The sequence below is a fragment of the Streptomyces sp. NPDC107498 genome, assembly GCF_055582805.1.
The window spans coordinates 47111-69848 of sequence record NZ_JBVJPE010000005.1 but is presented as its reverse complement, the minus strand read 5'-3'; the positions used below and the strand labels follow the sequence as shown (position 1 = coordinate 69848).

The window sequence follows — 22738 nt, the reverse complement described above, 5'->3', positions numbered from 1 at the left end:
CTACGCACAGCCCCCCGGCCCGTACGTTCTGTGACCCGTATCACCGCTCTGTTGTGATCTGCGATTTAGGGACCCACGGCCCACGGGGATAACCTGCGAGACGGACATGCCGCGTCCACGGACTCCGTGAACGCCTCCCTTGTGACAGCGCAGTCACGTTGCCCTTCGCGGCACGCCCACGCAGACAACGAACCGCGATCATCAGAAAAGGGACGGACGCGCGTGGACCTGTTCGAGTACCAGGCGAGGGACCTCTTCGCCAAGCACGGTGTACCGGTGCTGGCCGGTGAAGTCATCGACACGCCTGAGGCGGCGCGCGAGGCCACCGAGCGTCTTGGCGGCAAGTCGGTCGTCAAGGCGCAGGTGAAGGTCGGCGGCCGCGGCAAGGCCGGCGGCGTCAAGCTGGCCGCCACCCCGGACGAGGCCGTCGCCCGAGCGACGGACATCCTCGGGATGGACATCAAGGGCCACACGGTCCACAAGGTGATGATCGCGGAGACCGCTCCGGAGATCGTCGAGGAGTACTACGTCTCGTACCTCCTCGACCGCACCAACCGCACCTTCCTCGCCATGGCGTCCGTCGCCGGCGGCATGGACATCGAGGAGGTCGCCGCGACGACCCCCGAGAAGCTCGCGAAGGTGCCGGTCGACTCCAACAAGGGCGTCGACATCGAGAAGGCCCGCGAGATCGTCGCCCAGGCCGAGTTCCCGGCCGAGGTCGCCGAGAAGGTCGCCGAGGTCCTCGTGACCCTGTGGGACACCTTCGTCGCCGAGGACGCGCTCCTCGTCGAGGTCAACCCGCTGGCCAAGGTCGCCTCCGGCGAGGTCATCGCCCTCGACGGCAAGGTCTCCCTGGACGCCAACGCCGACTTCCGCCAGCCCGAGCACGAGGCGCTCGAGGACAAGGCCGCAGCCAACCCGCTCGAGGCTGCCGCCAAGGCCAAGGGCCTCAACTACGTCAAGCTCGACGGCCAGGTCGGCATCATCGGCAACGGCGCGGGCCTGGTCATGTCGACGCTCGACGTCGTCGCGTACGCCGGTGAGAACCACGGCGGCGTGAAGCCGGCCAACTTCCTCGACATCGGCGGCGGCGCCTCCGCCGAGGTCATGGCGAACGGCCTGGAGATCATCCTCGGCGACCCGGACGTCAAGTCCGTGTTCGTCAACGTCTTCGGTGGCATCACCGCCTGTGACGAGGTCGCCAACGGCATCGTGCAGGCCCTGGAGCTCCTCGCCTCGAAGGGCGAAGAGGTCACCAAGCCGCTGGTCGTCCGTCTCGACGGCAACAACGCGGAGCTGGGTCGCAAGATCCTGTCGGACGCCAACCACCCGCTCGTGCAGCGCGTGGACACCATGGACGGCGCGGCCGACAAGGCCGCCGAGCTCGCGGCTGCGAAGTAAGGGACAGGGGAAACCACAGCCATGGCTATCTTCCTCAACAAGGACAGCAAGGTCATCGTCCAGGGCATGACCGGTGCCACGGGCATGAAGCACACCAAGCTCATGCTCGGTGACGGCACCAACATCGTCGGCGGCGTGAACCCGCGCAAGGCCGGCACCAAGGTCGACTTCGACGGCACGGAGATCCCGGTCTTCGGCACCGTCGCCGAGGCCATGAAGGAGACCGGCGCCAACGTCTCGGTCCTCTTCGTGCCGCCGGCCTTCGCGAAGGCCGCCGTGGTCGAGGCGATCGACGCCGAGATCCCGCTCGCCGTCGTCATCACCGAGGGCATCGCCGTCCACGACTCGGCCGCGTTCTACGCGTACGCCGTCGAGAAGGGCAACAAGACCCGCCTCATCGGCCCGAACTGCCCCGGTCTCATCACCCCGGGCCAGTCCAACGCCGGCATCATCCCGGGCGACATCACGAAGCCGGGCCGCATCGGCCTGGTCTCGAAGTCCGGCACGCTGACGTACCAGATGATGTACGAGCTCCGTGACCTCGGCTTCTCGTCCGCCGTCGGCATCGGTGGCGACCCGGTCATCGGCACCACGCACATCGACGCCCTCGCGGCGTTCGAGGCGGACCCCGACACCGACCTGATCGTCATGATCGGCGAGATCGGCGGCGACGCCGAGGAGCGCGCGGCCGACTTCATCAAGGCCAACGTCACCAAGCCGGTCGTCGGCTACGTCGCGGGCTTCACCGCGCCCGAGGGCAAGACCATGGGCCACGCCGGCGCCATCGTCTCCGGCTCCTCCGGCACCGCCCAGGCGAAGAAGGAGGCCCTCGAGGCCGCCGGCGTCAAGGTCGGCAAGACGCCGACCGAGACCGCCAAGCTGGCGCGCGCCATCCTCGCGGGCTGAACGGGCTGACACGCACAGCGGCCTGACAGGCAGTACGCGAGCGGGCCCCGCCCCTCCCGGGAGACCGGGAGGGGCGGGGCCCGCTTCGTGTCCGTCGGCCGGGGACCGGCCCGGACGGGCCCTAGCTGACCGCCGGGACCAGTCGCTCCGGGCCCGGGTTGGGCTCGGAGCGCAGCTTGTCGCGGAGCTCCAGGTCCTCCGGGCGGAGCTTCTGCGGGCCGCCGCGCACGGGCACGCCTTCGACGGCCTCGCCGGGGACGTTCACCGGGATGTAGCGGGTCGGCGCGGTCACCACCGTGAACCCGGTCACCGCGACGAGGACCGCCGTCGCCCCGAGCACCGCCCGCGTCCAGCCGCGGATCCGGCGCTCGCTGCCCGCCCGGACCGCGCGGGCGGGCGGCAGCGTCACCGTCGGCGCCTCCGCGACCAGCGCGCTCAGACGCCGGTGCAGGACCTCCGGCTCGGTGAGCTCGGGGACCCGCTCGCCGAGGACCGTCCGGGCGTGCAGCAGCCGGTTGGCGGCGGCGGGCGTGCTCGCCTCCGTCTCGGCCGCCGTCTCCGGCAGGTCCAGGCCGAGCCCGTCGTAGAGCAGGACGGTACGGCGGTACGGCGGCGGCAGTTCGAGGAGCGCGCCGAGCAGCGCCCGACGGCTCGCCTCGGCCGGCGGGGCGTCGGGGTGCCGGTGGGCGCGCCGGAACCGGTGCCAGGGGGAGAGGGCGTACTCGTACGCCGCCGCCCGCACCCAGCCCACCGGGTCCGCGTCCACGGCGACCTCGGGCCAGCACTGCCAGGCGTGGTGGAAGGCGCGCTCGACGGCCTCCCGGGAGAGCCGGCGACGGCCGGTGAGCAGGTACGTCTGGTGGACGAGACCGGGCGCGGCGTACGCGTACAGCGCGTCGAAGGCCTCCTCGGGGGTGAGGGACGACGGCCCCGCGGGGGCGTCCGGTTCCGCAGGAGCGTCCGGTTCCGCGGGCGCCTCCGCCGTCGCCACCGGTTTCAGCCGCTCCGACGGCTTCGAGGGGGCCTTGCGGGCGGGGCCCGGCGCGATGGCCGGCGCGGGGGACGGGGCCCGCGGCGGCTTGGCGGCCCGCTTGACGGCGGCCCGGGGCCGCACGCTGCCCGGAGCCGACGACTGCGACGGCGAGGGCGGCTGCGACTGTTGCTGCTGCTGAGGCTGGGAGTGCGCCTGCACCTGCGGCCGGGCCGCGCGGGTCTCGTCCGGCGCCTCCGCCCGTGTCTGCGATCCGGTCTCCCGGGCCGCCCGGGCCCGGGGCTCCGCCTCGGAGCGGGTGAGGCCCGTGGGCCGGGGCCCGGTCGGGAGCGGGCGCTCCGGCTCGGGGGTGCCGAGCAGCTTCGCGTACGCCTCGCGCTTGCGGCCCCGGGGCGCCGAGCGCCCGGTCTCCCACGACCGCACCGTGGCCTTCGTGACGCCCATGGCCTCGGCGACCTGCTCCTCGCTCAGGGCGAGGGCCTCACGCAACCTGCGCCGCTCCTTCGGGGTCGGCAGGGGGGCGGAGGATGCGGAATCCGCGGTGCTCCGGCTCATCGGTCTCGACCTCCCGCAGAGCTGCTCTGGGCGGAAAAGTACATAAACGTATATTGAGCGACACAACGGATGTTTGCCTGTTACGCGGCGAAAGCGCGTGTCGTTGGCAGCATGGCCCCGTGACCCACGTGACCGAGCACCCCCTGGTCCAGGGCGGCCGTTCCGCCGCGCTCGCCACCGCCTGCGTCCGGGGCGGAGTCGCCGCCGGACTCGGCCTGGGCGTCCTCGCGGTCCTGGTGATCGCGGCCTGGATCGGCTCCCCGTACCCCGACAGCGGTCCCGTCGGCGCCCTGCACGTCGCCGCCGGGCTCTGGCTGCTCGCCCACGGCGTGGACCTGGTCCGCACGGACACCCTGTCCGGCCTGCCCGCCCCCCTCGGCCTCGCCCCGCTGCTGCTCACCGCCCTGCCCGTCTGGCTCGTGCACCGGACCGCCCGCGACACCCTCGATCCGGGGGGCGACGGGACCCGGCCGCGACCCGCGCCGGGCGGCGCCGTCGCCGCCGTCGCCGGGGGATACCTGCTGGTGGCGGCTGCCGTCGTGGTCTACAGCGAGAGCGGCCCGCTGCCCGCCGACCTCGTCACGGCCGGTCTCTGGCTGCCCGTCGTCGTCACCGGCGCGGCGGGCGCGGGCGTCTGGACGGCGCTCGGTCGCCCGCTGCCCGGGCAGCGGCAGGCGGCCGCCGCCCTGCGCGCCGCCGGGCTCGGAACGCTGACGCTGCTCGGCGGCGGCGCGGTGGCCGCGGCGGTCTCGCTCGTCTGGCACGCGGGCCCGGCGCAGGCCTCGTTCGAAGGCCTCGCGGGGGAGTGGTCCGGTCGGGTGACGGTCCTGCTGCTCGCCCTGGCGCTGCTGCCGAACGCGGCCGTCTGGGGAGCCGCGTACGGCCTCGGACCCGGCCTCGTCCTCGGTACGGGGGCGCTCGCGACCCCCCTGGGCCTCAGCGGCGACCCGGCCGTGCCGCCCTTCCCGCTCCTGGCGGCGCTGCCCGCGGAGGGGCACGGCACCTGGGTCCGCTGGGCGACCGCCGCGGTCCCGCTGGCCGCCGCGCTGCTCCAGGGCCACCACGCGGGCCGGGCCGCCCGGACCTGGTCGGCCCGGGACGCGGCCCTGACGGCGCTCGGCGCGGCCGGCGGGTGCGGGGCGGCCGTCGCCTTCCTGGCGGCCGCGGCGGGCGGCCCGCTCGGCACCGGCCGGCTCTCGGCGTTCGGCCCCGTGTGGTGGCAGACGGGCGCGGCGGCGATGCTGTGGGGAGCCTGCGCGGGGGTCCCGGTGGCACTCGGGGTACGGGCCTGGGGCCGCCGGGTGCCGCGCTCCAGGAAGTCCCGGGCCTCGGCCGCGCCCGTGCCCGCGCCGTCGTTCGTGCCCGCGCCGTCGTTCGTGTTCCCGCCGTCGCCCGCGTCCCCGCCGATGCCCGCCCCTCCGCCGATGCCCACGTCGCCGCCGACGCCGGTGGCCGCGTCCGTCGCGGCGGCCGGTCCCGTGGAGGCCCGGGCGGAGGCCCCCGGACCCCAGGCGCAGGCACCGACCGGACCCGACGCCCAGGGGGAGGACGGGGCGGACGGGGGCGACAGGGCGGACGGGGGCGCCGGGCTCGGGACGGAGCCGGGCCCCCGGGGCGGCGCGCCCGCCGCCCCGGGGGCCGAGGGGCCCGCGGCACCGCCCGCCGCCCCGCCCGCCGACGCGCGCCCCGGCCCGTACACCGGTCCGTACACGGCTCCGTCCACCGTCCCGTACGCCGATCCCTTCGGCGACGACCCCGGTGACGAGTCCTACGGCTGCCTCCCGGCGGCCTGGGAGCCCTCCCCGCCGTCCGCCGCCGACTGACGCCGGCCGGCTACTCCCGCACTCCGAAGCCCGCGCGCAGCGGCTTCGGCAGGAGGTCGTTGCAGGCCAGCTGGCCCGCGTGGGTCAGCGCGTCGTCGCGGCACTCGTAGAAGTCGCGGTAGACGAGCTGCATGGTGAAGCCCACCGCCACGATCATCAGCGCCAGGCTCGCCGCGACGAGACCGCTGATCGCCGCCGTCCGCATCGAGCGGAGCGGCGCGGTCGCGGCGGACGCGCCCTGCCCCGAGGGACGTCCCGGGGAGGGCTGCGCCGACGGGGGCTGTGCCGACGGGGGCTGTGACGTCGGCGACAGTTCCGCGGCCGCCTTCGGCTTGGCGCGCAGCGAGCTGATCGCCCAGTAGAGACCGAGGGCGCCGAGCAGCAGCGCCAGCTCCGGGATCTCGAAGATGGCGAAGAAGAAGCCCCACATGCCCGAGAGGATCGCGTACCGCGCCCTCCGCTGGGCCGGGTCCGTCGGGTCCCAGCGGATCCCCGGGCCGCGTCCGGGCCCGCCCTGTCCGGGGCCGCCCTCCGGCCCGCCCTGGCCGCCTCCCTGCCGCTCCGGCCCCCGGCCGAAGCCGTCCTGCGAAGGGCCCGGTTGGCGCGGGCTCCAGCGGCCGTCGGACGGCCCCGACGAGTCCGGGGAACCGGACGCGTCGTCGTCCGGGCCCTCCGGTCGCCGCGGCTGCCACGGCTGATCCGGCCTGCCCTCGGGCGGCGGCGCGAACGGGTTGTTGTCGTCCGTGGACTGGCGTTCCGGCATCTGCTGAACGTCTTCCCTCTGTCGTCGTGACCGCGGCCGCACCCACGGCCCCTGCTGGCGTCGGACCCTGACGCTACCGCCCTGGTCCGCCCCCGTCCCGTGGGGGCCGTCCGGTGTGCCGGTATCGTTGCTGACGGTCGAGCCATTCGTAGGGTTCCCCGTATCGAGGGGCACGATTCGTTCGTACGACCGCACAAACACCACGGAAAGAGTGACCCCTGTGGCTGCCGCCCGCCTCGTCGTCCTGGTCTCCGGGTCCGGTACCAATCTGCAGGCCCTCCTCGACGCCATCGCCGCCGACCCCGAGGGCTACGGCGCCGAGATCGTCGCCGTCGGCGCCGACCGCGAGAACATCGTGGGTCTGGAGCGGGCCGAGCGGGCCGGGCTGCCGACCTTCGTGTGCAGGGTGAAGGACCACGCGACCCGCGAGGAGTGGGACCGCGCGCTGACCGAGGCCACCGCCGAGCACGAACCGGACCTCGTCGTCTCGGCCGGTTTCATGAAGATCGTCGGCAAGGAGTTCCTCGCCCGCTTCGGTGGCCGGCTCGTCAACACCCACCCGGCGCTGCTGCCCAGTTTTCCCGGTGCCCACGGGGTGCGCGACGCCCTCGCCTACGGCGCGAAGGTCACCGGATGCACCGTCCACTTCGTCGACGACGGTGTCGACACCGGCCCGATCATCGCCCAGGGCGTGGTCGAGGTGCGGGACGAGGACGATGAAGCCGCTCTGCACGAGCGCATCAAGGAAGTCGAGCGCTCGCTGCTCGTCGACGTCGTGGGGCGCCTCGCCCGGCACGGCTACCGCATTGAGGGACGAAAGGTTCATGTCGGTGAACACGGACACCGTTAAGCCCATCCGCCGCGCGCTGGTCAGCGTCTACGACAAGACGGGGCTCGAGGAGCTGGCCCGCGGTCTGCACGAGGCCGGTGTCGAGCTCGTCTCCACCGGCTCCACCGCCGGGAGGATCGCCGCCGCCGGGGTCCCGGTCACCAAGGTCGAGGAGCTGACCGGCTTCCCCGAGTGCCTCGACGGGCGCGTCAAGACGCTGCACCCGCGCGTGCACGCGGGCATCCTCGCCGACCTGCGCCTGGAGTCGCACCGCGCGCAGCTCGCCGAGCTCGGCGTGGAGCCCTTCGACCTCGTCGTCGTGAACCTGTACCCGTTCCGCGAGACCGTCGCCTCCGGCGCCACCCCGGACGAGTGCGTCGAGCAGATCGACATCGGCGGCCCGTCGATGGTCCGCGCCGCGGCCAAGAACCACCCGTCGGTCGCGATCGTCACCAGCCCCGACCGGTACGCCGACGTGCTCGCCGCCGCCCGGGCCGGCGGCTTCGACCTGACCGCCCGCAAGCGGCTCGCCGCCGAGGCCTTCCAGCACACCGCCGCGTACGACGTGGCCGTGGCCTCCTGGTTCGCCGACGACTACGCGGCGGCCGACGACTCCGGCTTCCCCGACTTCCTGGGCGCCACGTACGCGCGCAAGAACGTCCTGCGGTACGGCGAGAACCCCCACCAGGGCGCCGCGCTCTACGTCGACGGCACGGGCGGCCTCGCCGAGGCCGAGCAGCTGCACGGCAAGGAGATGTCGTACAACAACTTCACGGACACCGACGCCGCGCGCCGGGCCGCGTACGACCACGTCGAGCCCTGCGTCGCGATCATCAAGCACGCCAACCCGTGCGGCATCGCGGTCGGCGCGGACGTCGCCGAGGCCCACCGCAAGGCGCACGCCTGCGACCCGCTCTCCGCGTTCGGCGGCGTCATCGCCGTCAACCGCCCGGTCTCCGTCGAGATGGCCGCGCAGGTCGCCGAGATCTTCACCGAGGTCATCGTGGCCCCCGGCTACGAGGACGGCGCGGTCGAGATCCTCGCCAAGAAGAAGAACATCCGCGTCCTGAGGGCCGAGGGCGCCCCGGCCGGCCCGGTCGAGGTCAAGCCGATCGACGGCGGTGCCCTCCTCCAGGTCACCGACCGCCTCCAGGCCGAGGGCGACGACCCGGCGCACTGGACCCTCGCGACCGGCGAGGCGCTCTCCGCCGAGGAGCTCGCCGAGCTGGCCTTCGCCTGGAAGGCGTGCCGCGCGGTCAAGTCCAACGCGATCCTGCTCGCCAAGGACGGCGCCTCGGTCGGCGTCGGCATGGGCCAGGTCAACCGGGTGGACTCCGCGAAGCTGGCCGTCGAGCGGGCGGGCGAGGAGCGGGCGCGCGGCTCGTACGCCGCCTCCGACGCCTTCTTCCCCTTCCCCGACGGTCTGGAGATCCTCACCGCGGCCGGCGTGAAGGCGGTCGTGCAGCCGGGCGGCTCGGTGCGCGACGAGCTCGTCGTCGAGGCGGCGGAGAAGGCGGGCGTGACGATGTACTTCACGGGCACGCGCCACTTCTTCCACTGACGGTGACCACCGCGGAGCGGCCCGTCGGCACCTCACGGGTGCCGACGGGCCGCTCCCGTTCCCGGGCCCGCGGCAGATCCTCCGAACGGGTGGAATCTGGTCTAATGGGTTGCTCTTTTGTCGGCCGCCGGTAGTGGGGGACGTGGTGTTGGACGTACTGAACAGGCCCCCGGCGGAGACCACCGACACGGAACCGTCCGACGGCCCGGCCCCGGCGCCGCTCCGTCCGTACCTGATCCTCGCCGGCGTCCTCTGCGGCCTGTACTTCCTCTACTCCTGGGTGCAGTACGCGCACTTCCGCACGCCCTCCTGGGACCTCGGGATCTTCGGGCAGTCCGTCCGGGCGTACGCCGAGTTCCGGGCCCCCGTCGTCGACATCAAGGGACCCGGCTTCCAGATACTCGGCGACCACTTCAGCCCCGTCACCGCCCTGCTCGCGCCGCTCTACCGGATCTGGCCCTCGCCGGTCTCCCTGCTCTTCGGGCAGGCCGCGCTCTTCGCCGCCTCCGCCGTCGTCGTCGGCCGCACCGCGCAGCAGATCCTCGGCAGCCGGGCCGCCGGCATCGGGCTGACCGTCGCCTACGGCCTCTCCTGGGGGCTCCAGGAGGCCGTCAGGTCCGACTTCCACGAGATCGCCTTCGCCGTCCCGCTGCTCGCCCTGGTCTGCCGGGCCCTCCTCTTCGGGCGCTGGACCGCGGCCGCCGCCTGGTCCGCCCCGCTCGTCCTCGTCAAGGAGGACATGGGCCTCACCGTCGCCATGGTCGGCGCGGTCCTCTTCCTGAAGGGTCAGCGGCGGCTCGGCGCGGCCCTGGCCGGCTTCGGCGCGGCGGCCTTCGCGCTGACGGTGCTCGTCCTGATCCCGGCGGCGAGCCGGCTCGGCCAGTACGACTACTGGGCCAAGATCGAGAAGACCGGCCAGGGCGCCGACACCTCCTTCGGGCAGGTCATCGGCGACGCCCTCGTCTCGGGCGAGCGCTGGGAGATGGTGTTCTACCTGCTCGCCGTCACCGGCTTCCTGGCCCTGCGCTCCCCGCTGGTCCTGCTCGTCCTGCCGACCCTGGGCTGGCGCTTCCTCTCCCAGGACGCCAACCACTGGGGCATGCACTGGCACTACAGCGCGGTCCTCATGCCGATCGTCTTCCTGGCCCTCGTGGACGGCGTCCGTTCGGCCGGCACCTCGCCGCGCGCCTGGCTCGTCTCGTACGGCAAGGTCGTGATCCCGGTCGCGACGGCGGTCGCGCTCGTCCTCGCCGCGAACCTGCCGCTGCGGGAGCTGCTGAAGCCGGAGACGTACCGGACGGACAGCCGGACCCTGGAGGCGCGGGCGGCGGTCGACGCCGTGCCGGAGGGGGCGAGCGTCGAGGCGGACGTCCCGCTCCTCGCGCACCTCACGGCGGAGCACCGGGTCTACTGGGTGGGCACGGCCAAGGGCGCCACCCCGGACTACCTCGCCTTCGACCTGCGCGGCTGGGGGCAGCAGGTGTCGGATCCGGCGCAACTGGCTTCGCAACTGCACCCGGAGGCGCGGTACGAGATCACCCACCGCTCGGACGGCTTCGCGGTCCTGAAGCGGCGCTGACGGCCGCGGTGACGTGCGTGAGGGGCGGGACCCGTACGGGTCCCGCCCCTCACGCACGGGTCAGGCTCAGTACTGCTGCCTGTTCCGGTTGAACCAGGCAGAGCCGTCCGACTTCGCCACGAAGACGATGATCAGGACGCCGAGGGCGAGGCTCACGATGCCGAGCGGCAGCGAGAAGAGGCTGAACAGCACCGCGAACGAGGCCCAGACGATCGCGCCGATCCGGACGCCGTTGCCGCCGGACTTGAACTTGGCGGCGAGCACCATGCCGAGGACCGCGAAGATCAGCGAGATGATGCCGGCGCCGATCATGATGCCCTGGCCCAGGTCCGCGAAGGCCTCGGTGTCGGCGGACGTGCCGTACGAGTTCTCGAGATCGCCGTCGAAGGCGAAGGACACGGCGATCGCCGCGATGCCGCCGATCACGTTGAACGCGCTCATGATCCACAGCATCACGCGCGCGCCCTTGACGCTGCCCGGCATCTCCATGGCCGCGCCCGGGTAGCCGCCGCCGTACGGCGGGGCCGCCGGGTAGCCGTAGCCCTGCTGCGGCACGCCCTGCGGGGTCTGCTGCGGGTAGCCGTAGCCCGGCTGCTGTCCCTGGCCCTGCTGCTGGCCGTAGGGGTTGTTCGGATCGCCGAAGCTCATCGCGGGGTTCCTCCGTGAATTTCTCTGTGCGGGGACGACGCGGCCCGCGCGGAGGACTTTCACGGCATTTGAGCGGATTTCCCCCCGGCACTTTCCGCGGTACTACGCGGAGCATCGTCGTCGCTACGCCGACCGCTTGTCCAGTCGATACGCAGCGGAGTTGTGCAAGTGCAACCTCCCGCTCCGCATCACCGATCTCTCCTCGCGGGCGAATTGGAACAAGGCGGGGGTCATCCGGGAGGATGTCTCCATGAGCGCCCAGATTCTCGATGGCAAGGCCACCGCAGCCGCGATCAAGTCCGATCTGACCGTCCGTGTGGCGGCCCTCAAGGAGAAGGGCGTCACGCCCGGCCTCGGCACGGTCCTGGTCGGCGACGACCCGGCCAGCCAGAAGTACGTCGCCGGAAAGCACCGCGACTGCGCGGAGGTCGGCCTCGCCTCCATCCAGCGCACCCTGCCGGGCACCGCCACCCAGGAGGAGATCGAGGCGGTCGTGCGGGAGCTCAACGAGGACCCGGCCTGCACCGGTTACATCGTCCAGCTGCCGCTGCCCAAGGGCATCGACGAGAACCGCATCCTGGAGCTGATGGACCCGTCCAAGGACGCGGACGGCCTGCACCCGACCAACCTCGGCCGGCTCGTCCTCAACGAGCCCGCGCCGCTGCCCTGCACGCCGAACGGCATCGTCACCCTGCTCCGTGCCCACGGCGTGGAGATCAACGGCGCCGAGGTCGTGGTGGTCGGCCGCGGTGTCACCATCGGGCGTCCGATGCCGCTCATCCTGACCCGCCGCTCCGAGAACGCGACCGTGACCCAGTGCCACACCGGCACCCGGGACCTCTCGGCGCACCTGCGCAACGCCGACATCATCGTCGCGGCGGCCGGCGTGCCGCACCTCGTCAAGCCGGAGGACGTGAAGCCGGGCGCGGCCGTCCTCGACGTCGGCGTCTCCCGCAACGACGAGGGCAAGATCGTCGGCGACGTGGACCCGGGCGTCGCCGAGGTGGCCGCCTGGATCTCCCCGAACCCCGGCGGCGTGGGCCCGATGACCCGTGCGCAGCTCCTGGTCAACGTCGTCGAGGCCGCCGAGCGCGCGGCCGCGGCGCTCTGAGGTGACCTCCGGGACCCCGGGTGTGCCCGGAAACCCGGACGGCGCGGACACCGTGGCCGACACGGACGTCGTCACCGGCGCGGATGCCCTCGACGGTACGGACGGCTCGGACGCCGCGGGCGGCTCGGACACCGCGGACGGTGCGGCGGAGGGCGGGGTGAAGCGCGGTCCGCGGCAGCGGCTCACCACCGACACCGCGCGCCCCGAGGGCGGCGGCCGGGCCGCACCCCGCGACGCGCCGGCGCCCGCGCGCCAGTGGCCGCTGCTCACCGTCCTCGTGCTCGCGGGGCTCGGCCTGCTCGTGGTGGGGACGGATCCGTTCCCGCAGTCCTTCCGGATCGGGGCGGTCCTGGTCGGCGCGGCGCTCCTCACGGGAGCGGCGCTGCGGCGGGCGCTGCCGTCCGTCGGCATGCTGGCCGTCCGCTCCCGCTTCACGGACATGATCACGTACGGGGTGATGGGCGGTCTGATCGTGCTGCTCGCGCTCATGGTGCAGCCGGGGCCGTGGCTGCGGATCCCGTTCCTGGAGGACGTACTCCACCTCACGGTGACGTAACCGTCCGGCTCGTGGGCACGGCGCCCGCCCTCTCCCCCGTGGGAGGGCGGGCGCCGGCACGATCAAGAGTCATGTACGCACCAAGGCTGTTCAAGCTCCGTCGGGGCGCTGTGGCACGGAAGTGACCATTCCGCTACCTCGGCCCGGCGTCGGGGCGGGCGGCGGTCCCCGGACGGGTGGCAGTGAGCCGGACCACAAGGGGTCGGGGATTCGCGAGGGCCCGGGTCGGATAGCCTGACCGCTGGATATCTCTTCATGTCGAGACACCGATCGATCAAGAGAGCTATCCCGCACCAGGGGCAGGGACCCCCACCGCCAGCTGTCTTACGGAGATCGCCATGACCCGCACTCCCGTGAATGTCACCGTGACCGGCGCGGCCGGCCAGATCGGCTACGCGCTGCTCTTCCGCATCGCCTCCGGCCACCTGCTCGGCGCGGACGTGCCGGTCAAGCTGCGCCTCCTCGAGATCCCGCAGGGCGTGAAGGCCGCCGAGGGCACCGCCATGGAGCTCGACGACTGCGCCTTCCCGCTGCTCAAGGGCATCGACATCTTCGACGACCCGAACAAGGGCTTCGAGGGCGCCAACATCGGCCTGCTCGTCGGCGCCCGCCCGCGCGGCCCGGGCATGGAGCGCGGTGACCTGCTCGCCGCCAACGGCGGCATCTTCAAGCCGCAGGGCGAGGCCATCGCCGCCCACGCCGCGGACGACGTCAAGGTCCTCGTCGTCGGCAACCCGGCCAACACCAACGCCCTGATCGCCCAGTCCGCCGCCAAGGGCGTCCCGGCCGAGCGCTTCACCGCGATGACCCGCCTGGACCACAACCGCGCGCTGACGCAGCTGGCCCAGAAGACCGGCTCCTCGGTCACGGACATCAAGCGCCTCACCATCTGGGGCAACCACTCCGCGACCCAGTACCCGGACGTCTTCCACGCGGAGATCGCCGGCAAGAACGCCGCCGAGGCCGTCAACGACGAGGCGTGGCTGGCCGACACCTTCATCCCGACCGTCGCCAAGCGCGGCGCCGCGATCATCGACGCCCGCGGCGCGTCCTCCGCGGCCTCCGCCGCCAACGCCGCCATCGACCACGTCCACACCTGGGTCAACGGCACCGCCGAGGGCGACTGGACCTCCATGGGCGTCCCGTCCGACGGCTCCTACGGCGTACCGGAGGGCCTCATCTCCTCCTTCCCCGTCACCTGCAAGGGCGGCACGTACGAGATCGTCCAGGGCCTGGAGATCAACGACTTCTCCCGCGCCCGCATCGACGCCTCCGTCAAGGAGCTCTCCGAGGAGCGCGACGCGGTCCGCGAGCTCGGCCTGATCTGAGCCCGGCCGGCTCGGTCCCGTCCGAAGCCGACCGCAGCTCCGCACACCCGGCGCCCCCGGGCCGTACGACCGACCGTACGGCCCGGGGGCGCCGTTTTTCGGGCCGACACGGAACTCCCGCCTCCCCTATGCTGTCCCCTCGGTTCCCGGCCGACCGGGCCGGAAACACGGGCGGTTCCACACCATCGGGGGAGTCTTGGCGCAGTCGTTCGTACCTCACCAGTCCGGCGGGCCGTCGCCCGCCGTCGACCCGCGCCGCTTACCGGCCGCCAGCGAGGCGACCCGGCTGCTCTGCGCCGGCACGTACCTCGACGACGGCTTCCGTGACGCGGTCATCGACCAGCTGTACGTCCACGAGGAGCGTTTCGCCGCCCCCTCCCTCGGCTACGACGCGAGCCGCGTCCTCGCCCACGCGCTGCGCGCCCGCCGCGTCGAACTCGCCTGGGCCGCCGGGATCCTCGCCCTCTGGATCGTCGCGATCCCCCTCACCAAGGGCCTGGTCGCGCTCCTCCTCGCCCCCTTCCTGGTGCTCGGCGTCGCCCGCTGGGTGCGCGGCCGGTCCGCGACCGCCGCGGCCCCCGTCTACCGGGTCGTCCTCGCGTTCCTGCTGCGCTGGTACGGCCGGCTCATGTTCCTGCAGTCCGCGCTGTTCCTCCTCTTCCTCGCGCTCGGCGACGACGAGTCCGGCGGCGAGTTCCTCGGCGAGGTCTCCGACACGGCCGGCTTCCTCGACCTCGCCGTCGGCCTCGCCGCCCAGGAGATGTGGGGCATCGGCCCCTTGGAGGTGTGGATCACCATCGCCGTGCCGCTCCTCGTGGCCTGGGCGGTGGCCGCCCAGCGCGGCCAGTTCGCCCGCGCGCTCACCCAGGAGCTGTCCCGCGAGCGCTTCGCCGACCGGCGCTCCGACCCGGCCGAGCTCGCCGAGGGCGCCCGCTTCCGCAGGCTGCGCGACCGGATCCGGATCGAACAGCACGACCGGCTGATCATGTACGACGCCGACGTCCCGTTCTGCGGCGCCGGCTCCCCGTACGAGCCCTGGTCGCTCTCCGTCGAGCTGCGCCCCCGCAAGAACCTCGACGGCAAGGCGCCCGAACCGCTCGACAACAGCGCCGTCCTGCGGCACGTCGTCCCCCTCCTGGAGGCGCTCCGCGTGCCCTCCCCCCACGGCTCGCCGCAACTCCGGGCGGCCGTGCGGGACCGGCTGCGCGAGCTGGAGATCGACGAGGTCGTCTTCCTGCCCGTCGACGGACTGCCGGCCCGCACGAGCGCCCCGTACACGCCCGAGGCCTTCGAGGCGCACCGCTCGCGCGCCATCGAGGAGGGCGGCGAGACCCGCCGCCACTTCCTCCGCGTCCGGGTCGGCGGCTGGGGCGAGGAGATCGTCACCACGGTCTTCGTCCGCGTCCACACCCAGGGCGGCATGCTGATGCTGGAGGTCGCCCCGCACGTCCTGCGGCCGGTGAAGCGGCTCTACCGGGACGCCGACCGGATCGCCCACCGCTACCGCCACAACCACCACTTCGGCAAGGCCGTCTGGGCGCTCGGCCGGACCCCGAGCTCGGCCGGACGGGCCGTGGTCACCATCGGGCGCGCGCTCGTCCACCTGTGGCGGGTGCTCACCGCCGGCCACACCAACGCGCTGCCCGAGGGCCCGTGGACCTCGGTCCGCGAACTCGGCTCCGACGACGAGGCCTCCCTCTTCCAGGAGATGGACGTCAGCCGCTACCTGAAGAGCGTGCAGGACCGCGTCGCGAACGGCGTGACGATCGCGCTCCGCGAAGCCGGTTACGAGACCGCCGAGTTCGAGCAGAAGATCGTCCACGTGGCCGAGGGCGGCACGTTCATCGAGAACACCAAGGGGAACGTCACCGTCGGGCACCACAACACCGTCACCAGCAAGACCTTCACCACTTCCACGACCGGAGGCGACCGTGGCTGAGACAGGGAACTCCCGCGACCGCGGCGGCGTTCACGTCACCAACACCGGCGGCAACGTCACCATCGGCGACAGCAACACCGTCACCAGCACGGTGAACGGCACGCCGCCCGCCCGCGACGCCCGGCAGGAGGAGCTGCTCCAGGCCATCCGCCGGCTCCGCGCCGACCTGGAGGGCGTCGTCCCCACCGAGGGGACGACCGCGCTCGACGCCGAACTCGCCGACGCCGAGGACGAGATCGAGGGCACCGGGCGCGCGGGCACGAGTCGGCTCGCCGCCCTGCGCCGCGCCCTCACGGACGCGGGCGCGGTGGCCGGGATCCTCGCCTCGGGCGTGGCCGTGGGGCAGGCCGTCGGCGCCCTGCTCGGAGGATGAGATGAGCGGTCACGGGGGATCCCCGGCGGGCGGGGCCCGCTGGAACGACGAGACGCAGAGCTGGGAGAGCGGAGGAACGGAGACCACGCCCGCACCCCCGTGGGACGGGGCACCGGCCGGGCCGGTGGCGCCGGGGGGCGCTGCCGGGCCGGTGGTCCCGGAGGGTGCTGCCGGGCCTGTCGCCCCTGCCGGGCCGCCGCCCCCGCAGGGCGCCGGGACCGCCGGACCGGTGGCGCCTCCGCCGCCGCCTCCCCCGGAGTACGCGCCGGAGTACGCCCTCGATTACGCCCCCGACCGCGCTCCGGGCCACGGCCAGGGGCACCTCCCGGGCCCCCCGGGGTACGCCCCCGACGCCGGTGGTCCGCAGTACCCCGCGCCGCCCGTCCCGGCGCCCCGGGCCCGTTCGCGGGTCGTCCTGGCGGCAGTGGTGGCGGTGGCCGTCCTCGCGGCGGGTTCCGCGGGGGCCTGGCTGGTCTGGGGCCGGAGCGGGGACGGGAGCGGCCCGGCGGCGGGACCGCCGGCCTCCGTCCCGGCCACGACGGAGACGGACCGGCCGACCTCCGAGACCCCGTCGGGGACCCCGACGGGGTCCCCGTCCGGCACGTCCACGCCCCCGGACGACGTGCCCCCGCCCGGCTACCGCGCCCAGGAGGACCTCAAGGGCTTCACGATCGCCGTCCCCGAGGGCTGGAACCGCACCGAGTCCGAACAGGGCGTGTTCTACAACGCCCCGGACGGGCGGAGCCTGATCCAGGTCTTCGTCATCCAGGAGGCGGGCATGACGCCGTACGAGGCGCTGCGCGGGGCCTCCGAGGACGGCCGGACCAACAAGCCCGGCTACGGCGAGATCAGCCTCGAACGGGTCACGGGCGAGCCCGGCGCGCCCGCGGACTCCGCCGAGCTGGTGTACGCGTACGACCGGGAGGGCGGCCGCCGCAAGGTCGTCGACCGCGCCTTCACCGCCGGGGACGGCAACCAGTACGCGATCCTGGCCGCCGGCCCGGACGCCGACTGGCCGAAGCAGCGCGAACGGCTCCGCGTGGCCCTGCAGTTCTTCCGTCCCGGCGCCTACTGAGCCTGCGCCCGCACCTCGGCCGCCAGGTCCGCGAGCCCGTGCAGGGACCGGAACAACAGGCCGGGGCCGAAGGTGACGCGGGTCGCGCCCAGGCGGCCGAGTTCGGCGAAGGACGGGCCGTCCGGGAGGGACAGGGTGTTGATCGGCAGGTCGCCGAGAGCCGCCCGCAGGCCCGGCAGGTCGGTGGGCGGGGCCTTGATCGGGTACACGCAGTCCGCGCCCGCCGCCGCGTAGAGGCGGGCGCGGGCGAGCGCCTCCCCGGCGGGGTCGGCGACGCCCCCGCGGAGGTACGCGTCGACGCGCGCGTTCACGAAGAGGTCCGGCCCGGCCGCCGCCCGCACCTCCGCCAGCCACTCCGCGTGCGCCTCGGGGTCCTTGAGGCCGTTCGTGGCGTCGCCGTCCTCCAGGTTCACGCCGACCGCGCCGGTCTCCCGCACCCGCTCGACGAGTTCGGCGGCGGACAGCCCGTACCCGCCCTCCAGGTCCGCCGTGACGGGGACGGAGACGGCCCGGACGACGCGCGCCACGGCGGCGAACATCTCGTCGGCGGGCGTCGCCCCGTCCTCGTGGCCGAGGGACGCGGCGACGGCGGCGCTCGGGGTGGCGAGGGCGGGGAAGCCGGCGGCCTCGAAGGTGCGGGCGCTCGCCGCGTCCCACGGGCCGGGCAGCACGAGAGGGTTGCCGCCCGCGCGGCCGTGGTGCAGGGCGCGGAGGGCCTCGGCCTTCTTCGGAGCGGCCTCCGGGACGCCCGCCGAAGCGGGCTCCGAAGCGACCCCCGGGGCGGGCTTCGAAGCGGCCGCCGGGGTGCTCACTACGCGGACTTCGGGGTGTAGTGGCCCGGCGTCATGCGCGTCGTGACGCCGATCCGGTTCCAGGCGTTGATCGTGACGATCGCGGCGATGACCCGGGCGAGTTCGGTCTCGTCGAAGTGCGCGGCGGCCCGTGCGTACACCTCGTCGGGCACGAAGCCGTCGGTGAGGACGGTGACGGCCTCGGTCAGGGCGAGCGCGGCGAGTTCGCGCTCGGTGTAGAAGTGCCGGGACTCCTCCCAGGCGGCGAGCTGCACGATCCGCTCGATGCTCTCGCCCTCGGCCAGCGCGTCCTTGCTGTGCATGTCGATGCAGAACGCGCAGCGGTTGACCTGCGAGGCGCGGAGCTTGATCAGGTGGTACAGGGTCGGGTCGACGTCCTTCGCGGCCGCCGTCTCCAGCCGGATCATCGCCCGGTAGAACTCGGGGACGCGCTCGGCGAGGGGGAGGCGGGGCGCGTGCTCGTGGGCGTACGCGGTCTGCTCGGTGGATTCCGTCGTCGTCATGCCGACCACCGTACGAAGCCGATGGCGCACCTGTATGGTCCATTTCCATGGCGAACGACTGGGCCACTTTCGGGGCCGACCTCCACCTGGAACTCCGTGGCACCCGGCTCCGCGCGGGCCTGATGGACGCCCTGCGGGAGGCGGTCCGCAGCGGCCGCCTGGAGCCCGGCGCCCGGCTGCCGTCCTCCCGCTCGCTCGCCGTCGACCTCGGCATGGCCCGCAACACCGTCGCCGACGCCTACGCCGAGCTCGTCGCCGAGGGCTGGCTCACCGCCCGGCAGGGCTCCGGGACCCGTGTCGCCCGCCGCGCCGCGCCCCGTCCCCCGGCGCCGGCCTCCCCCAGGCCCCCGGCTTCGTCCGAGCAGGGGAGGCCCCCTGCGCCGCCGTCCGGCACCGGCCGGACCGCCGCACTCGTCCACAACCTCCAGTCCGGCTCCCCCGACCTCGCCTCCTTCCCGCGCGCCGACTGGCTCAAGGCGTACCGCCGGGCCCTCACCGCCGCCCCCCACGAGGCCTTCGGGTACGGCGATCCGCGCGGCCGGCCCGAACTGCGCACCGCGCTCGCCGAGTACCTCGCCCGCGCCCGGGGCGTGCACGCCCGGCCCGAGCGGATCGTGATCTGCGCGGGCTTCGTGCACGGCCTGATGCTGATCGGCGAGGTGCTGCGGGCCCGGGGCGTACGGGACGTGGCCGTCGAGTCGTACGGGCTCTGGCTCCACGACGACCTCCTGCGCCGGGCCGGGCTCGGCACCCCCGCCCTGGGCTTCGACGAACGCGGCACGCGGACCGAGGAGTTGACCGGACTCGACGGCTGCGGAGCCGTCCTCATGACGGCCGCCCACCAGTACCCGCTGGGCGGCGCCCTGCCCCCGGACCGGCGGGCGGCCGCCGTCGACTGGGCGCGCGCCTCGGGCGGCTTCGTCCTGGAGGACGACTACGACGGGGAGTTCCGCTACGACCGGCAGCCGGTCGGCGCCCTCCAGGGCCTCGACCCCGACCGCGTCGTCTACTTCGGCACCGCCAGCAAGTCCCTCGCGCCCGGACTCCGCCTCGCCTGGATGGTCCTGCCGCAGGAGCTCGCGCAGGAGGTGGCGGCGGCGAAGGGGGGCGCGGACTGGACGTCGAGCGCGCCGGACCAGCTGGCCTTCGCCGAGTTCCTGCGCTCGGGGGCGTACGACCGGCACGTGCGGGCGATGCGGCTGCGCTACCGGCGCCGCCGCGACCAGCTGGTGGCGGCCGTCGCCGCACACTCGCCGGAGACCCGGGTCAGCGGGATCGCGGCCGGCCTCCACGCCGTCCTGGCCCTCCCGCCCGGCACCGAGCAGGCCACCCTGCGGGCCGCCGCCTGGCGCGGCCTCGCCGTCCAGGGCGTCAACCGGTTCCGCCGCCCCGCGGTGCCGCCCACCCTCGACGGCCTCGTCGTCGGCTACGCCACGCCCCCCGACAGCGGCTGGCAGGGCGCCCTCCGGGCCCTGTGCGGGGTGCTGCCGCAAGGGTCGTGAGGGTCCCGCCAGGGGGTGTCCCGTCCGATCGGCAGGCCACCCCCTACGGCGCGGCGGACTCCGGGGCCGGAGCCGGGGCCGGCGCCTCGCCGAAGCGGGCCAGGGTCAGGGAGCCCGCCACCGCCACGGCGAAGCCGGCGACCGCCAGCCAGCCGAGCCCGTCCCGGGTGCGGTCCCCGAGCCAGGCCACCCCGACGATCGCGGGTCCGATCGTCTCGCCGAGCACCGCGCCCGCCGTCGCCGTGGTCACCGAGCCGCGCTGGAGCGCCGAGGTCAGCAGGATGAAGGCGGCCCCGCCGCCGACGAGGAGCGCGTACCAGGCGGGATCGGTGAAGTCGATGCCGTCGATCAGCCGGACCGCCACCTCCACCACTCCGAAGCCGAACCCGGCCCCGAGGCCGAGGACCAGCGCCCGGGGCCGCTCCGGCAACCGGCCCGCCCCGAAGCCGAGCAGCAGGACCCCGAAGGAGACCCCGAGCAGCGCCCAGCGCAGCGCCTCCGAGCCCTCCCGGTGGCCCTCCTCGCCGGAGGCGAACGCCAGCATCGCGAGCCCCGCGCAGACCACGGCCACGGCCGCCCACTCCACCCGGCTCAGCCGCACCCCCAGCACCCGGGAGGCGATGACCGCCGTGACCGCCAGACTCGCGGCGAGGGCCGCGCCCACCACGTAGATGGGCAGCGTCCGCAGGGCCACGATCTGCAGGACGAAGCCCAGCCCGTCCATCCCGAGCCCGGCGAGATAGCGCCACTGCCGCAGGACCCGCCCCATCAGCGCGACGTCGACGCCGCTCCCCGTCCCCGGCGCGGCGGCGCGGGCCCCCATCGCCTGGAGAACCGATGCCGCGCCGAAGCACACGGACGAGGCCAGCGCGCAAATCATCCCGAGTAGCACGAAACGACTCTAGGGGCTGAGGCCCGAAATCATCGGCCTACACTGTGCGGTCGCGACGGACGCGACGCGGTGAAGGGGAGGCGACGGCCATGCGCAGGCTGAGGTCGAGCACGGTGGTGCTCGGCGGGATGGGTGTGCTCGCGGCGACGATCACCGCGTGCGGTTCGGAGCCGGACAGGCGGTGCGTGGACCCGCTGACCCGGGAGGAACTGCCCAGCTACCGGTGCGAGAGCGGCGGCGGAAGCGACGACGACGACAACGGCAGCGCCACCCGGGGCGCGTACTACTACGGCGGATCCGTCCGCGACAGGCGCGTCAGCGGCGGCAGCTTCGACAGGACCGCCGTCGACAGCGGCGGCTTCGGCTGCTCCGGCACCGGCGGCGGCTGAGGCGGGCGCGGCACCGTGGAACGCCACACCATCGAGCCCCGGCCCGACTGGCAGCGGACGGTCGAGGAGCAGGGGCTCGTCTACCCCCTGACCCGTCACCCGGACGGCTCGCTGCGCCCGTACTGGGACGAGAGCGCGTACTACTCCTTCTCGCTGCCCGAGGTCGAGGCCCTGGAGGAGGTCGTCGAGGAGCTGCACGCGCTGTGCCTGGCGGCGGCCGCGCACATCGTCGAGCATGACCGCTTCGCCGAGCTCGGGATCACCGACCCGAAGCTGGCCGGCCTGGTCGCCGAGTCCTGGCGGCGGCGGGCCGAACTCCCCTCCCTGTACGGCCGCTTCGACCTCCGTTACGACGGCACGGGCCCGGCCAAGATGCTGGAGTACAACGCGGACACCCCCACCTCCCTGGTGGAGGCGGCGAGCCCGCAGTGGTTCTGGATGGAGGAACGATTCCCCGGCGCCGACCAGTGGAACTCCCTCCACGAGCGGCTCGTCGACGCCTGGAAGCGCCAGGCCCCCCTCCTCCCGCCCGGCCCCGTCCACTTCGCCCACTCGGACGGCGACGAACTCGGCGAGGACCTGATGACGGTCGCGTACCTGCGCGAGACCGCCCAGCAGGCCGGACTCGACACCGAGGCGCTCTCCGTCGAACGGATCGGCTGGGACCGGCTCTCGCGCCGCTTCGTGGACGACCGGCTCCGCTTCATCCGCAGCTGCTTCAAGCTCTACCCGTGGGAGTGGCTGACCACCGACCGCTTCGGCCCGCACGTCCTGGACACCCTCGACAACGGCGGCGGCACCGGCACGACCTGCTGGATCGAACCCGCCTGGAAGATGCTGCTCTCCAACAAGGCGCTCCTCGCGATCCTGTGGGAGCTGAACCCGGGCCACCCCAACCTGCTGCCCGCCTACCTCGACGGACCGCGCGAGCTCACCTCCACCGTCGGCTGGGTCGCCAAGCCGCTGCTCGGCCGCGAGGGTGCGGGCGTCACCCTGCACGAGGCCGGTGCGGAGCCCTTCGTACGGGACGGGGAGGCCTGCTGCTACCAGGAGCTGGCCCCGCTGCCCGACTTCGACGGCAACCGGGTGGTGCTCGGCGCGTGGGTCGTCGAGGACGAGGCGGCGGGGCTGGGGATCCGGGAGTCGGCGGGCCCCGTCACCGACGAGTACGCCCGCTTCCTCCCGCACGTGATCCTGTGACC

At 73.9% G+C, this 22738-nt stretch carries 21 protein-coding genes; 15 read left to right on the top strand and 6 right to left on the bottom strand.

Going from position 1 to position 22738, the window contains the following annotated elements; all coding sequences use genetic code 11:
- The first annotated feature begins 222 nt into the window (after window positions 1-222).
- A complete protein-coding gene (gene sucC, locus ACZ66Z_RS10715; protein WP_469933629.1) occupies window positions 223-1401 on the top strand; it encodes an ADP-forming succinate--CoA ligase subunit beta in 1179 nt (392 codons plus the stop codon).
- Between the two features lie 21 nt (window positions 1402-1422).
- Entirely contained in the window at window positions 1423-2307 is an 885-nt protein-coding gene (gene sucD / locus ACZ66Z_RS10710) for a succinate--CoA ligase subunit alpha (protein ID WP_190157390.1), read from the top strand.
- A 121-nt stretch (window positions 2308-2428) separates the two neighbouring features.
- Here the strand turns inward: sucD and ACZ66Z_RS10705 are convergent, their stop codons facing one another.
- On the bottom strand, window positions 2429-3853 hold the full coding sequence (locus ACZ66Z_RS10705; RefSeq protein WP_469933628.1) for a sigma factor-like helix-turn-helix DNA-binding protein: 1425 nt from the start codon (window positions 3851-3853) through the stop codon (window positions 2429-2431).
- Between the two features lie 119 nt (window positions 3854-3972).
- On the opposite strand from ACZ66Z_RS10705, the gene ACZ66Z_RS10700 reads away from it, so the two are divergent.
- Window positions 3973-5676, top strand: a complete 1704-nt coding sequence (locus tag ACZ66Z_RS10700) for a cell division protein PerM (protein ID WP_469933627.1) — start codon at window positions 3973-3975, stop codon at window positions 5674-5676.
- A gap of 10 nt (window positions 5677-5686) precedes the next feature.
- On the opposite strand, the gene ACZ66Z_RS10695 is transcribed toward ACZ66Z_RS10700, so the two are convergent.
- Window positions 5687-6439: a hypothetical protein gene (locus tag ACZ66Z_RS10695; RefSeq protein ID WP_469933626.1), complete on the bottom strand. Its 753-nt coding sequence runs from the start codon at window positions 6437-6439 to the stop codon at window positions 5687-5689.
- 220 nt (window positions 6440-6659) lie between these two features.
- On the opposite strand from ACZ66Z_RS10695, the gene purN reads away from it, so the two are divergent.
- The 3 genes from purN (at window position 6660) to ACZ66Z_RS10680 (ending at window position 10408) form a co-directional block, all read left to right on the top strand.
- Window positions 6660-7289 carry a phosphoribosylglycinamide formyltransferase gene (gene purN, locus ACZ66Z_RS10690; RefSeq protein WP_469933625.1) on the top strand — a complete coding sequence of 210 codons (630 nt, stop codon included), beginning with the start codon at window positions 6660-6662 and terminating at the stop codon, window positions 7287-7289.
- The gene (purH, locus tag ACZ66Z_RS10685; RefSeq protein WP_469933624.1) at window positions 7264-8829 is read left to right on the top strand and encodes a bifunctional phosphoribosylaminoimidazolecarboxamide formyltransferase/IMP cyclohydrolase; all 1566 of its coding nucleotides are present in this window, start codon (window positions 7264-7266) and stop codon (window positions 8827-8829) included. Before purN ends, purH begins: the two co-directional genes overlap by 26 nt.
- Before the next feature lie 145 nt (window positions 8830-8974).
- Complete coding sequence (locus ACZ66Z_RS10680; RefSeq protein WP_469933623.1) at window positions 8975-10408, top strand: DUF2079 domain-containing protein; 1434 nt, start codon at window positions 8975-8977, stop codon at window positions 10406-10408.
- 66 nt (window positions 10409-10474) lie between these two features.
- Here the strand turns inward: ACZ66Z_RS10680 and ACZ66Z_RS10675 are convergent, their stop codons facing one another.
- On the bottom strand, window positions 10475-11056 hold the full coding sequence (locus ACZ66Z_RS10675) for a hypothetical protein (protein WP_469933622.1): 582 nt from the start codon (window positions 11054-11056) through the stop codon (window positions 10475-10477).
- A 250-nt stretch (window positions 11057-11306) separates the two neighbouring features.
- Here ACZ66Z_RS10675 and ACZ66Z_RS10670 point away from each other — a divergent pair, with 250 nt between their 5' ends.
- The 6 genes from ACZ66Z_RS10670 (at window position 11307) to ACZ66Z_RS10645 (ending at window position 17438) form a co-directional block, all read left to right on the top strand.
- Window positions 11307-12167 carry a bifunctional methylenetetrahydrofolate dehydrogenase/methenyltetrahydrofolate cyclohydrolase gene (locus ACZ66Z_RS10670; protein ID WP_469933621.1) on the top strand — a complete coding sequence of 287 codons (861 nt, stop codon included), beginning with the start codon at window positions 11307-11309 and terminating at the stop codon, window positions 12165-12167.
- 22 nt (window positions 12168-12189) lie between these two features.
- Window positions 12190-12723: a DUF3017 domain-containing protein gene (locus ACZ66Z_RS10665; RefSeq protein ID WP_469933620.1), complete on the top strand. Its 534-nt coding sequence runs from the start codon at window positions 12190-12192 to the stop codon at window positions 12721-12723.
- A gap of 338 nt (window positions 12724-13061) precedes the next feature.
- Complete coding sequence (locus tag ACZ66Z_RS10660; RefSeq protein WP_469933619.1) at window positions 13062-14051, top strand: malate dehydrogenase; 990 nt, start codon at window positions 13062-13064, stop codon at window positions 14049-14051.
- Window positions 14052-14247: 196 nt separating this feature from the next.
- A complete protein-coding gene (locus ACZ66Z_RS10655; RefSeq protein ID WP_469933618.1) occupies window positions 14248-15990 on the top strand; it encodes a hypothetical protein in 1743 nt (580 codons plus the stop codon).
- The gene (locus tag ACZ66Z_RS10650; protein ID WP_469933617.1) at window positions 15983-16363 is read left to right on the top strand and encodes a hypothetical protein; all 381 of its coding nucleotides are present in this window, start codon (window positions 15983-15985) and stop codon (window positions 16361-16363) included. The genes ACZ66Z_RS10655 and ACZ66Z_RS10650 overlap by 8 nt, the downstream gene beginning before the upstream one ends.
- 229 nt (window positions 16364-16592) lie before the next feature.
- On the top strand, window positions 16593-17438 hold the full coding sequence (locus ACZ66Z_RS10645) for a hypothetical protein (protein ID WP_469933616.1): 846 nt from the start codon (window positions 16593-16595) through the stop codon (window positions 17436-17438).
- On the opposite strand, the gene ACZ66Z_RS10640 is transcribed toward ACZ66Z_RS10645, so the two are convergent.
- Together ACZ66Z_RS10640 and ACZ66Z_RS10635 are read right to left on the bottom strand one after the other, a co-directional pair.
- Window positions 17432-18142: an isocitrate lyase/PEP mutase family protein gene (locus ACZ66Z_RS10640; RefSeq protein ID WP_469933934.1), complete on the bottom strand. Its 711-nt coding sequence runs from the start codon at window positions 18140-18142 to the stop codon at window positions 17432-17434. The genes ACZ66Z_RS10645 and ACZ66Z_RS10640 overlap by 7 nt on opposite strands.
- Window positions 18143-18249: 107 nt before the next feature.
- Complete coding sequence (locus ACZ66Z_RS10635; RefSeq protein ID WP_469933615.1) at window positions 18250-18753, bottom strand: carboxymuconolactone decarboxylase family protein; 504 nt, start codon at window positions 18751-18753, stop codon at window positions 18250-18252.
- A 47-nt stretch (window positions 18754-18800) separates the two neighbouring features.
- Between ACZ66Z_RS10635 and pdxR the strand changes: the two genes are divergently transcribed.
- Window positions 18801-20255: a MocR-like pyridoxine biosynthesis transcription factor PdxR gene (gene pdxR, locus ACZ66Z_RS10630; RefSeq protein WP_469933614.1), complete on the top strand. Its 1455-nt coding sequence runs from the start codon at window positions 18801-18803 to the stop codon at window positions 20253-20255.
- A gap of 43 nt (window positions 20256-20298) precedes the next feature.
- Here pdxR and ACZ66Z_RS10625 read toward each other — a convergent pair whose 3' ends face one another.
- Window positions 20299-21135, bottom strand: coding sequence for a hypothetical protein (locus ACZ66Z_RS10625; protein ID WP_469933933.1), 837 nt, complete (start codon window positions 21133-21135; stop codon window positions 20299-20301).
- 101 nt (window positions 21136-21236) lie between these two features.
- On the opposite strand from ACZ66Z_RS10625, the gene ACZ66Z_RS10620 reads away from it, so the two are divergent.
- Together ACZ66Z_RS10620 and ACZ66Z_RS10615 are read left to right on the top strand one after the other, a co-directional pair.
- Entirely contained in the window at window positions 21237-21536 is a 300-nt protein-coding gene (locus ACZ66Z_RS10620; RefSeq protein WP_469933613.1) for a hypothetical protein, read from the top strand.
- Window positions 21537-21551: 15 nt separating this feature from the next.
- The gene (locus tag ACZ66Z_RS10615) at window positions 21552-22736 is read left to right on the top strand and encodes a glutathionylspermidine synthase family protein (RefSeq protein WP_469933612.1); all 1185 of its coding nucleotides are present in this window, start codon (window positions 21552-21554) and stop codon (window positions 22734-22736) included.
- Window positions 22737-22738: the final 2 nt, after the last annotated feature.

What these genes read in the sequence shown, in the direction of transcription:
- sucD (WP_190157390.1), top strand. Translation starts at nt 1,423, where the DNA reads ATGGCTATCTTCCTCAACAAGGACAGCAAGGTCATCGTCCAGGGCATG.
- ACZ66Z_RS10705 (WP_469933628.1), bottom strand. Translation starts at nt 3,853, where the DNA reads ATGAGCCGGAGCACCGCGGATTCCGCATCCTCCGCCCCCCTGCCGACC.
- ACZ66Z_RS10695 (WP_469933626.1), bottom strand. Translation starts at nt 6,439, where the DNA reads ATGCCGGAACGCCAGTCCACGGACGACAACAACCCGTTCGCGCCGCCG.
- purH (WP_469933624.1), top strand. Translation starts at nt 7,264, where the DNA reads ATGTCGGTGAACACGGACACCGTTAAGCCCATCCGCCGCGCGCTGGTC.
- ACZ66Z_RS10675 (WP_469933622.1), bottom strand. Translation starts at nt 11,056, where the DNA reads ATGAGCTTCGGCGATCCGAACAACCCCTACGGCCAGCAGCAGGGCCAG.
- ACZ66Z_RS10670 (WP_469933621.1), top strand. Translation starts at nt 11,307, where the DNA reads ATGAGCGCCCAGATTCTCGATGGCAAGGCCACCGCAGCCGCGATCAAG.
- ACZ66Z_RS10660 (WP_469933619.1), top strand. Translation starts at nt 13,062, where the DNA reads ATGACCCGCACTCCCGTGAATGTCACCGTGACCGGCGCGGCCGGCCAG.
- ACZ66Z_RS10635 (WP_469933615.1), bottom strand. Translation starts at nt 18,753, where the DNA reads ATGACGACGACGGAATCCACCGAGCAGACCGCGTACGCCCACGAGCAC.
- pdxR (WP_469933614.1), top strand. Translation starts at nt 18,801, where the DNA reads ATGGCGAACGACTGGGCCACTTTCGGGGCCGACCTCCACCTGGAACTC.
- ACZ66Z_RS10625 (WP_469933933.1), bottom strand. Translation starts at nt 21,135, where the DNA reads ATGATTTGCGCGCTGGCCTCGTCCGTGTGCTTCGGCGCGGCATCGGTT.
- ACZ66Z_RS10620 (WP_469933613.1), top strand. Translation starts at nt 21,237, where the DNA reads ATGCGCAGGCTGAGGTCGAGCACGGTGGTGCTCGGCGGGATGGGTGTG.